The following is a 9270-nucleotide window of genomic DNA, read 5'->3' on the forward strand; positions in this document are numbered from 1 at the left end:
CAAACAAAAATAGTATTTTTGATTCTTCAGTTCTAAACCCTTTGGAAATTAGTCCAGTTTAAAGGGGGTCAATACAAAACACCAAACACTAAACACTAAACACTAAACACTAAACACTACCTCTACTGGTACAGATGCATTAAAACCCTTTCAGGGGTTAGGGGTGCAGTGAGCTTTATGCTATAGCTTGGGTTAAAGGCCTTAATGGCATTGTGAATGGCGAAGTAGGCTGCTATGCCGTACATAAATGGCGGTTCGCCAATGGCTTTTGAACGTAGTACTGCCAGTTCCGGACCATTGGTGGGTAGCGGGATGCACTGTATGCTTTTGGGTGCAAAGTGAATATCGGGTACCTTGTAGGTGGATAGGCTATTGGAAAGCAATCGGCCCTTGGGGTCAAAGGCTAACTCCTCAAGGGTTAGCCATCCTATCCCTTGCACTACAGCACCCTCAACCTGCCCAAGGTCAATCAGTGGGTTGATGCTATTGCCAAAGTCGTGTACAATGTAAACATCATCAATGGTATAGGTTCCCCTGATGCAGTCCAACGTTACAGTAACAACTCCTGTCCCATAAACATGGTAGGCAAAGGGGTGTCCCTTCTCCTTGGTTTTATCAAAGTAGATAACCGGAGTGGCATAGTGACCGTTCTCAGTTAGCGCAACCCTTTTCAGGTGCGCCTTTTTAACCAGTTCGTTCCATTTCAGGGCTGTGGGTTCACCGTTACGGATAACCGTTTCGTTTTCAATGGTCAGCTCATCATCGCTGCATTCCAGTAGTTCAGCGGCTACCTTAAGCAATCGTTTTTTTAGGGCAGCAATGGCTATTCGTAGCGCATTGCCGTTCAGGTCGGCACCGCTACTGGCAGCCGTTGGTGAAGTGTTTGCAACCCTTGTTGTATTGGTAGAATGAATCTTTACCCGGCTAATATCAATCCCCAGCAGAATGGATGCTACCTGCGCCATTTTGGTGTTCACACCTTGTCCCATTTCAATGGCTCCCGTGCTTACTGAAACGCTGCCATCCTGGTAAATATGAACAAGGGCGCGGGCCTGGTTCATTGCTGTGTTGGTAAACGATATGCCAAAGCAGAGCGGCATAACAGCCAAGCCCCTTTTGCTGTACTTGTTGTTTTGGTTGTAATTCTCAATGGATTTACGGAGATTCTCAAGGTCAAACTTTTCCGATGCAAGGGCAAAGCATTTACGGGCATTTACGTTTTCGGCCTTTTGCCCGTACTGGAATTCATCGTTCTCTTTTAGCAGGTTTGCCTTTTGGATTTCAATGGCGCTTACGCCAATGGTTTCGGCTGCTTTAGCAATAGCGCTTTCAATTACAAACATACCCTGGGGCCCACCAAAACCACGAAAGGCTGTGTTGGGTGGAAGGTTGGTTTTGCAGCTATACACGGTTACTCGCGTGTTAGGGATATAGTATGAACCAGTGGAGTGGAAGAGCGTTCGCTCCATAATGGCTGGCGAGAGGTCGGCTGCGGCGCCGCCGTTTTGGTACAGGGTTGTTTCAAAGGCCAATATCTTGAGGTCAGCGGTTAGCCCAATCCTGAAATCGCCGCTGTATGGGTGACGTTTTCCGGTCATTCGCATATCGTCGTGACGGGGTAGAACCAGTTTTACCGGTTTGCCGGTAATATGAGCAGCAAGTGCAGCCATGGCAGCAAATCCTGAAGCCTGATCCTCCTTGCCCCCAAAACCACCACCAAGCCTAACCACATCAACCTCAATAAGGTTCATGGGTAATCCTAGAACACGAGCAACCGTTTTTTGAACGGCTGTAGGCCCCTGGGTCGATGAGTGAACCTTAATATAGCCACCTTCAACGGGGTAGGCGTAAGCTCCTTGGGTTTCAATGTACAGGTGTTCCTGTCCGCCCAACTCAATGCTATCGTCCACAATGTATTTACAATGGCTCCAAACCTCACTGGGGTTACCCATGCTGAAGGATCGGGGTGGTATGAGCAGTAACCCCTTTTCCTTTGCAATGCGTGGGTCGGTAACCGGTTCCAGTTCCTGGTAATCAATCCGAACCATTTTGGCTGCTTTGTGGGCGTCGCGCTCGGTTTTTGCAATAACCACAGCTATGGGTTGACCCTGGTAGTGGACTTCGTCCTCGGCAAGCAGGGTTTCGTCCTCAACTATCCCTCCAATCTGGTTTTCGCCCGGAATATCGGTGCAGGTGATGACTTTTACCACGCCATCCAGCCTTAGTGCCTCCGTGGTATCAACCTTTAAAATTTTACCGTGGGCAATGGCTGAGCCTACAACTGCTGCATGCAATGTACCCGAAATGGTTGGGATATCGTCGAGGTAAACCGATTTTCCCGTTACATGACCTATGGTATCGATATTTTTCATCACTGTTAACCTTAAAAAATCTGCTCAAACTGTTTTCCCAAAAACCTTTGCAGGTGTGCCAGGAAAAGCTGTTTTAACAGCAACTTCTTATACTCTGCGGTTCCACGGATATCGCTAATGGGCGATATCTCATCGTGCATAATTGTTATTGCTTGGGTTACAGATTGTGAATTGATTTCCTTACCAGAAAGATAGTTTGATGTTTGGTGCAGATATAAAGGGATTGGGGCAACCCCACCTGCCGATATCCGGCACTTTTTTACCTTCCCGTTCTCGACTTCAATAAGCATTGCACTGTTTACGCTTGCAATATCAAGGTATTTTCGTTTACTTACCTTTTCAAAGCTGAATTGAGTAGTGCTCTTTGGCAGCTCAAAGGTGATGTACTGAATTACCTCGCCAGCATTCAGGTTCAGTTGCTTGTAGCCTTTGAAGAGCTGGTTTAACGGTTGCTGGCGCGTTTTGCCATCGGAAACCGAGGTTATTTGAGCATTTAATGCCAATAGCATCACACTTAAATCACCTATTGGCGAGGCGTTCACAATGTTTCCCGCAATGGTAGCCATGTTCCTGATGGGCTCCGACGAAACCAGCATCAGGTACTCCTTTAGATGAGGGAAACGCTCCATCAGCTCTGCTGAAGCAATCAGTTCACTCACCCGGGTTGCACCGCCAACGGTACAGGTGCAATCGTTTAATGTAATTTCATTGGGGAGATGTCCGTCAAAGGTCGATTTTACTTTTTGTTCGTAGATACTCTCGGGGCGTTGAACCATAAGGTCGGTTCCTCCGGCTATCACCTGCGAGGTGCTAAGGGTTTCATCAACAAAAGCCATAATTTGTTTAAGTTTACCTGGAACTTCCAGAAAGTAGTTGGGAAGATAGCCTTTGCCAACAAGCCATCCAACGGGGTTCGATATGCTCTTTTCCTGCATTACCCTTGCAATATCGGCTGCAGCCCGCTCTATGGATTTGTATCCGGTACACCTACATATGTTTCCGGCCACTGCCTCAATGGCACGCTCAGTAGTAGGAGTTTCGTGGTTCATGCAAAATGCGGTGAACGACATAACAAATCCGGGAGTGCAAAATCCGCACTGGGTTGCGGCATTATCGGCCATAGCCTGCTGAACCGGACTAAGCGTATTGCTTAAGTTGATACCCTCAATGGTTACAACATGCTTACCGTGAGCGTTAATTAATGGGTACAAACACGATGTAACGCTTCGGTATTCAACTGTATCGTTTGTAAGTTCGCCTATAAGCACTGTGCAGGCACCGCAATCGCCCTCCCTGCACCCAATTTTTGTCCCGGGTAGGTTTGACTCGTAACGGATAAAATCCAGTAAGCTCATTCCCGGGTTACATGAGGTGTTTACAGGTTTGTCGTTAAGTATAAAGCTTATCATGGATGTTATTAATATGCTTCACAATATACAAATCAACCATTAAAAAAATCAAGTTTTATAGTAAAAATGGAATAAAATTGATGTATTTTTAAGGAATTAAATTGAAAAATTCTGGAAACCATGATAAATTTTAGGCTTAGCAATATCAGTATTGCTGTTTTGTTTATTGCACTACTTTCTGTTGGCTGCAGTTCGAACAAAAACGATAGTTTTAGGGTGATGAGTTTTAACATAAGGTTCGATAACACCGCCGATGAGCTGAATGCATGGCCTTACCGTAAGGAACATGTTGCTAAAATGGTTAAGTTTTACAATATCGATATTCTGAACGTTCAGGAAGCGCTTAATCATCAGCTGCTTGATATAACGGGGATGCTCAACGGTTATGGTTTTGTTGGAGTGGGCCGCGATGATGGCGATACGCTAGGTGAATACTCGGCAATCATCTACAGTACCCAGAGGTTCGAACTGCTATTCAGTAAAACGTTTTGGTTATCGGAAACCCCCGATACCCCTTCACTAGGCTGGGATGCTGCCTGTAAAAGGGTTTGCACATGGGCAATTTTTAAGGATAGGATAAGCGGAAAAACCTTTGCCCTGTTCAACACCCACTTTGACCACATGGGAAAGGAAGCCCGCAAAAATTCAGCCAGACTACTGGTAAACCGGATTACAGCAATTGCCGATGGTTTGCCGGTAGTCATAACCGGCGATTTCAATATGATTCCTACAGATAGCTCATTAGTTCCAGTAACATCAAACTTTGCCGATACATACGATTTATCACCAATTGGGCACTACGGTCCAGTGGGTACCTGGAACGGGTTCGATTATGGTAGCCCGCTTACCGATAGGATTGACTATTGCTTTGTTGATAGCAGTAAAATTGACATTTTAAGGCATGCCCATATCGACGATGCCTTTAGGCAGAGGTTTCCATCGGATCATTTGCCCGTTTTTGTGGAAATGCGGGTAAGGTAGACTACTTTCCTATACAAAACTTTGAGAAAATGAAGCCAAGCACTTCGTCGTTCGATATTTCCCCGGTAATCTCACCCAGGTAATCAATGGCCTGGTGAATATCAATGGCAAGCAAATCGCCGCTTAGGTTTGCCTGTAGGCCATTCAAAACCTGAGTCAGACTGGCTCGAGCCGATTGCAAGGCATTGTAGTGTCTAACACTGGTAACTACAACATCCTCGTTCTCGGGCATATCGGCTTTTCCCATGGCTATTAGTAGTTGCTGTAGTTGCTCAATATTATGTCCGGCTTTTGCCGAAAGGGCAAGTGTATTAAACCCTCTACCTGCAAGTTCCGATAGTACCTCCTCAACATGAGCCTGAGTTGATTTATCCTCCTTGTTTACCAGCACAATTAGGTTTTGCGATGAGGTTAGCTTGGTAGCAAAGGCCTCAACCTCGCTAATAATTTCATCAAGTTTGGCTTGAGCATCGGCTAGGTAAAGCACTATGCGTGCTTTTTCAATTTTTGCAAAAGCCCTTTCAATACCGATGCTCTCAATGGTATCGGTGGTTTGCCTTAGCCCTGCAGTATCGATAAAGCGGAAGTTAATTCCGCCCAGGTGGATTGTATCTTCAATGGCATCGCGTGTAGTTCCTGCAATTTCCGAAACAATGGCCTTCTCCTCGTTTAGTAAGCGGTTCAGCAGGGTGGATTTACCCACGTTGGGTTTTCCGGCAATGGTTACAGGTATACCCATCTTAATGGCGTTACCCTGACTGAACGATGCCGAGAGCTTGTCGATTTCTGAAATTATACTATTAATCAACGCTTCAAGTTCACCACGGTTAGCAAATTCTACATCCTCCTCGCTAAAATCGAGCTCTAGCTCAACAAGAGCAGTAAACCTGAGCAGCTCATTCCTAAGTACTGCCAGCTTGTTGGAAATACCGCCACGCATCTGGTTTAGCGCCACCCGACGGGCTGTCTCACTGGTAGATGCTATCAGGTCGGCAATGGCTTCGGCCTGCGAAAGGTCAATTTTACCATTCATGAAAGCCCTTAATGTAAACTCACCGGGTTGTGCAAGCCGTGCGCCATGGCGCACCAGCAACTCAAGCAGTTGCTGTTGGATAACAATGGAACCATGGCACGATATTTCAACTACGTCCTCGCCCGTGTAGCTATGAGGCGCCCTGAAAAGGCTAACCAGTACCTGATCAACCTCGCGGTCGCCATCAACAATGGAACCGTAGTGAATGGTATAGGCTTTCTGCTCCTTGAGGCTTTTCCCCTTTTTGGCAGGACGGAAAACAGAACTGGTAATCTCTAAAGAGCGTTCACCGCTTAAACGGAGTACAGCTATTGCACCCATTCCTGGCGGTGTGGCTATGGCAACTATGGTTTGTGTGGTATCGAGTGTCATGTATTGTTCACTTAAAATAGTTCAGGCAATAAAACTTAGCAGATTGGGCAATGAGATATGATCACCGCTTTAAATCGCCAGTCATCTAATTATAGTACAAAGGTAAGCGCTTTAAGCCATTATGGCAAATACTGAGTGAATTAACTTTAAACCGAAAGGTCCAATAATTAATTAATTAAACTAGTTAAAATTGAATTAACTTGGTTTAGAATTTTTATTTTTGAGGTGTCAATGAGTAATAGAATTAAAATAAGTAGTTTAATGAGATTTAAGTCTATAAGAATCAACCTATTTAATGATTTAAGAATATCATGACTAATCAAAAAACCAATTTAGGTACATTGAACGACAAGCAGCGTGAAGCTGTTGTAAGTGAAGAAAAGCGACTTTTAGTTCTTGCTGGAGCAGGATCTGGTAAGACCAAAACACTAATACAAAAGATTATATATCTGATTGAGGAGAAAGGAGTGAGTCCTTCGAGCATTCTTGCAATTACTTTTACCAAAAATGCAGCCAATGAAATGATAGATCGTTTAATTATTTCTGCTGATACAAGTGGAGGTTATGAAAAGTTTTTATTTGATAAAAAAAGAAGCAAGACCGAAAAAGATAACGAAAGGTACATTCAACAAAAAAAGTATAAATGGATTGATAAGTTAACTGTAAAAACATTTCACTCCTTTTGTTATAGTGTTTTAAGAAACTATGGCGTCAATGAGTTTGACAATAAATTTAGGATACTTGGGGAGGAAAAAAAAGATGAGGAAGATGAACTTTCGAGGTATGTGGCTCCTGAGACATCGTTTGAAATAATGCATAAACTATTAATTGAACAATGTGAAGACACCGACTACTTATTGCAACTTAAACGATATATCCTTGACTACATAATTGATAAAATACACCTAAGAAAAGACGATCCTAAATTTTTTACTAATGATGGAAAGTATTACACAGCACTTGATGGAACTAGAGTTCGTTCAAAATCTGAGCAATTTATAGCAGATTGGTTATATCGACATGGAATAAAATATGAATATGAGCCACCATTAAATGTAAAAGATTTTTACTTTCACCCCGATTTTTTTATACCTAAGGCAGATCTTTTCATTGAGCATGTAAGCGATAAGAGTCATCCTACATCGGAAAAAGAAGAACAATTTAAAAAGGGAAATTTAAGTTATGTCAAGACTTTTGAAAGCATGACAAAAGATTCCAAACTTTTTAACAGTACACTTGATAGGATAATAAAAAATCGTTTACCGTCAAATTATCATAAAACCTTTACAATCAATTTTAAAGAAGAATTTAATGGGTACCATGAGGATGTAAAAGAGTTCGTTCAAACCATCATGCGGATTACAGACATGATGAAAGTTGAAAATATCGATTTTGATTATATTTTAAATAAAGCAAAAGACGACCAGCACGAGAGAGTTAGAAATTTTTATGAATTAGCTATTCCTATAGTTAAGAAATACGAAACTTATTGTGTCAATAAATCTTACTTAGATTTCAATGATTTAATATCAAGGAGCATATCATTATTTAAAAATCATCAGGATATTGCTAATAAATTTAAAAGCAGGTTTGAATATATTCTTATTGATGAATTTCAGGATGTTAACAACTTACAGGTTGAATTAATAAAACTATTATTATCTGAAAGGTCTCAATTATTTTGCGTTGGGGATGATTGGCAAAGTATTTATGGTTTTAGAGGTTCAAATGTTAGTTACATAGTTGAATTTGAGAAACATTTTATAAATGCGAAAGTAATTAAACTAAATTTAAATTACAGAAGCACTCAGCATATAGTTGAAGCTAGTAATGAGGTTATTAAAAAGAATAAATACAAAGTTGACAAAGAAGTTATTGCTGCAAAAAGATCAGAGCATAAAATAGTTGTATATTCGGGTAATAATGAAGCAGACAATATACAATTCTGTGTTAGTAAAATAAAAGAACTGCTTGCCGAAGGTTACAGCAATGATGATGTTTTATTTCTTTATCGTCGAAGCAAAATGTATTTACCATACAGCAACCAGTTCAAAAAGTTGGGGTTAAAAGTTCAAGCAAAAACAATACATGCTTCAAAAGGTCTCGAATCAAAAGTTGTTTTTATAGTTGGTTTGACCGAAGGTTATGGTGGTTTCCCTGATATATGGCTCGAAGACCGAATTTTTCAGGTAATAAAACAAGCTAACCATGACTTGTTGATGGAAGAGGAGAGAAGGTTATTTTATGTAGCAATGACTAGGGCTAAAGATAAACTTTTTTTAATAACTGAAAAAGGAATTGAATCGAGTTTTTTGAAAGAAATACCTGAAATTTTCACAGTAAGAACCACATTGCCTGTTAAACCGGTTGTGGATAAAGTAATTATTTGTGAACGTTGTTTCAGTCAACTGGAAAAACTTTGGATTGTTTGCCCATACTGTGGGAAAAAAGTAAGTGATTAAAAATCCATATTGCTTAATTGAAATTAATCCGTTTCCCAGCCTTTAAAAAAAATAATCTTTTGCAGGTTCTACAAATGTACGCATTAAAGGGGACATATAATCTCAAATTTCGCTTAATTACTATAAAGTGCTTTAATGTTGTTTAGTAAAGGTTAGTTGTCATTTTGCGCGCAAGCGAAACATCACGCTGTTGTGCAGAGTCCCGATTTATAGGGATAGACTTCGCCGAAGCATCTCATTACTCATTTTTCTTCAATCCTTTGAAGAGATCCCTCGACTTTGCTTGGGATGACAAAAACCCTATCTTCCTCTCTGCTCCCTTGTCATGCTGAGCTAACCGAAGCATCGCTTTACCTTAAGCCCTTTAATTCTTGTTGTTTTTTTGTAAACCGCTCTTTGCCATGCCTTTCTGTAGCGATGCAACGCTTCACCCTTGCTCTTTGGATTATGTATTGCGTGCATCGCTTTAGAGTAGGATTAGCCATGGAGTTACAAATGTTTCGCCCCTACGGGGCTGGAAGCGTTGTTCGTTGTTCGTTGCTCGATGTTCGTGAAAAACGACCTCACCCCAGCCCTTCTCCTGATATGAGAGGGAAAAAGCAATTAGGAAACTTTTTGCATGGCTAAAGTCTTCCCTCTCA

Annotated in this window: 5 protein-coding genes; 2 read left to right on the forward strand and 3 right to left on the reverse strand. The window is 41.8% G+C overall.

All coding sequences use genetic code 11. The features are described 5' to 3' along the window. Nucleotides 1-122 precede the first annotated feature (122 nt). Both WHS63_RS12845 and WHS63_RS12850 read right to left on the reverse strand, forming a co-directional pair. A complete protein-coding gene (locus WHS63_RS12845; protein WP_445205456.1) occupies nt 123-2372 on the reverse strand; it encodes a xanthine dehydrogenase molybdopterin binding subunit in 2250 nt (749 codons plus the stop codon). An 11-nt stretch (nt 2373-2383) separates the two neighbouring features. Next, nucleotides 2384-3781, reverse strand: coding sequence for an FAD binding domain-containing protein (locus tag WHS63_RS12850; RefSeq protein ID WP_445205457.1), 1398 nt, complete (start codon nt 3779-3781; stop codon nt 2384-2386). A 120-nt stretch (nt 3782-3901) separates the two neighbouring features. On the opposite strand from WHS63_RS12850, the gene WHS63_RS12855 reads away from it, so the two are divergent. Further along, a complete protein-coding gene (locus WHS63_RS12855) occupies nt 3902-4762 on the forward strand; it encodes an endonuclease/exonuclease/phosphatase family protein (protein ID WP_445205458.1) in 861 nt (286 codons plus the stop codon). Nucleotide 4763: 1 nt separating this feature from the next. Here WHS63_RS12855 and mnmE read toward each other — a convergent pair whose 3' ends face one another. Beyond that, on the reverse strand, nt 4764-6167 hold the full coding sequence (gene mnmE, locus WHS63_RS12860) for a tRNA uridine-5-carboxymethylaminomethyl(34) synthesis GTPase MnmE (protein ID WP_445205459.1): 1404 nt from the start codon (nt 6165-6167) through the stop codon (nt 4764-4766). A 311-nt stretch (nt 6168-6478) separates the two neighbouring features. Here mnmE and WHS63_RS12865 point away from each other — a divergent pair, with 311 nt between their 5' ends. Next, a complete protein-coding gene (locus WHS63_RS12865) occupies nt 6479-8629 on the forward strand; it encodes a UvrD-helicase domain-containing protein (RefSeq protein WP_445205460.1) in 2151 nt (716 codons plus the stop codon). Nucleotides 8630-9270 lie beyond the last annotated feature (641 nt).

The organism is Tenuifilum sp. (assembly GCF_037481895.1).
GTDB lineage: Bacteria > Bacteroidota > Bacteroidia > Bacteroidales > Tenuifilaceae > Tenuifilum > Tenuifilum osseticum.

Coding starts and splice junctions, on each gene's coding strand:
- WHS63_RS12845 (WP_445205456.1), bottom strand. CDS start 2,372: ATGAAAAATATCGATACCATAGGTCATGTAACGGGAAAATCGGTTTAC.
- WHS63_RS12850 (WP_445205457.1), bottom strand. CDS start 3,781: ATGATAAGCTTTATACTTAACGACAAACCTGTAAACACCTCATGTAAC.
- WHS63_RS12855 (WP_445205458.1), top strand. CDS start 3,902: ATGATAAATTTTAGGCTTAGCAATATCAGTATTGCTGTTTTGTTTATT.
- mnmE (WP_445205459.1), bottom strand. CDS start 6,167: ATGACACTCGATACCACACAAACCATAGTTGCCATAGCCACACCGCCA.
- WHS63_RS12865 (WP_445205460.1), top strand. CDS start 6,479: ATGACTAATCAAAAAACCAATTTAGGTACATTGAACGACAAGCAGCGT.